The following is a 1,698-nucleotide window of genomic DNA, read 5'->3' as shown; positions in this document are numbered from 1 at the left end:
GTACATATTAATTAATGAGGTGAAAGGCTCCATTCTGCCAGAAGCGTGGGGTCATGGATTCAAAGGGAATTGAAACAGGATAGGTGCCTTGAATGAACTCAACATAAAAAATGATAAAGAAGATCATCGACAACACGATGAGCGTTAAAACCAAAAGCTTTGAAATAATCAGTTCGCAACCCTTTACTTGAGCACTGGCCATTAGTCTGTCGTTAACGTGAGCGTGTAGACAATAACCCACTACCAGCACCATCATCATCTGACTCATCGGCGTGATGAGCACACCGCTGATCTGGGCATGAAGAGCCGCACTCGAAATAGCCCACAGAGCCGATATCTGGATATAGGCTTTTCGCCCGGAGATCTGCCCGCCGTCTAAACGTTTTTTCAATCCCACCAGATAAGAAACACTGCCCCAGAGCAATAGGATTACAAAGCACAGTGTGGCCAGCGTTCCCCATTCAGAAAGCCACTGTAAAACAACATTATGGGGTGATCCCAGTCCGTTGCCTGATGAAAGAATAAATTGTTGTGGCCCGACCCCAAGCATGGGGTTCTGCAATGTCAGTTGCCAGGCACTAATCCAAAGCTCAACCCGGTCATAGGTTTTCAATGCAGACGAGAGCGGCCTGAAGCCATCAAGTCCATTCCCCAGAAAGAAAGGAATAAGCCAGATCAAAATCCAATAAGCGAGCAGCCCAACGATCAATGCTTTTATATGAACTCGAATGATGGCTGTGATTGCCTTCCGGAAACAGAGGTAGATGGCTATTCCACTCATAATCAAAGAGAGAACAATACCTCGGCTCTCTGATAAAAAAACGAAAAAATACATGACCACTAAAGGAACCCAGCTTAATCTCTGAACCAGAGATCCCATGTCCTTCGATAAAAGGGGCAACAACGCCAACAGTGGAATCAGCCAGTTCTGCGCATGATTCAAAATTCTGGGGTTAGTGAATCCATAAACCGTGTGCCTCCATGCGTCAGGCGGATATTGCAAATAAACAGCATAGTGAAACAGGTACCCAAAACCATAAAGCCCTATCGCTAAGCCGATGACACTGATAACCCCCGCCAGTCTTCTCTCATCAATACTCTTGGCCAGCAGTAATGAACTCATCATCAACAGGCCATAGAGTCCAACCTCCTGAATGCCTTTTACCGGATATTCACTCATTAATGCAGAGCATGAGCCAAACACCAGGCCGGGGAAGATCAAGACCTTGGCTAAAAATGGCAATTGAGCAAAGCCATTCAGGGTCTGATAGCTAAGGAATACTCCAAAGATCACAGAAAGAAAAATCACCTGAACGACTCGCCTGAAGTTATAGCTGGAGAGCCCGAAATTCCAGATTAAAAGAGCCGACCACATTGCCAACAGCGTCAATGTGATTAGCAGGAACACTGCATTTTTTTGGAGAGACTGATGAATAACTGTGAACATGAGTGCTGAATATCAATGGACACAATGATCAGATATCGGCTGCAAGTCAGGCAAAAATAGCCTCATAAAGGGCTGACAGGCTCAAAATTCAGACTGTAATCCTTACGATCAAAACCAAACTAAAAGGAAATAAAATATGAGCCTGTCCTTTAACTATTTCAATTACTTTCTTTGGATAAAAATACTGACGAGGGCCAGTGCACCAGATCCTGCCATCAATAGTGTCGAAACCGCATTGAGCACCGGTGTTG

General features: G+C 44.9%; 1 protein-coding gene. It reads right to left on the bottom strand.

What is annotated here, in order from left to right; all coding sequences use genetic code 11:
* Window positions 1–7: 7 nt before the first annotated feature.
* Window positions 8–1,447, bottom strand: coding sequence for an O-antigen ligase (locus tag KDK19_RS21240; RefSeq protein WP_257252840.1), 1,440 nt, complete (start codon window positions 1,445–1,447; stop codon window positions 8–10).
* Between the last annotated feature and the right edge of the window lie 251 nt (window positions 1,448–1,698).

This window comes from Endozoicomonas sp. ONNA1 (genome assembly GCF_024606325.1).
Lineage (GTDB): Bacteria > Pseudomonadota > Gammaproteobacteria > Pseudomonadales > Endozoicomonadaceae > Endozoicomonas_A.
Note: the sequence above shows the minus strand (reverse complement) of the source record. Positions and strands in the feature narration are given on the sequence as shown.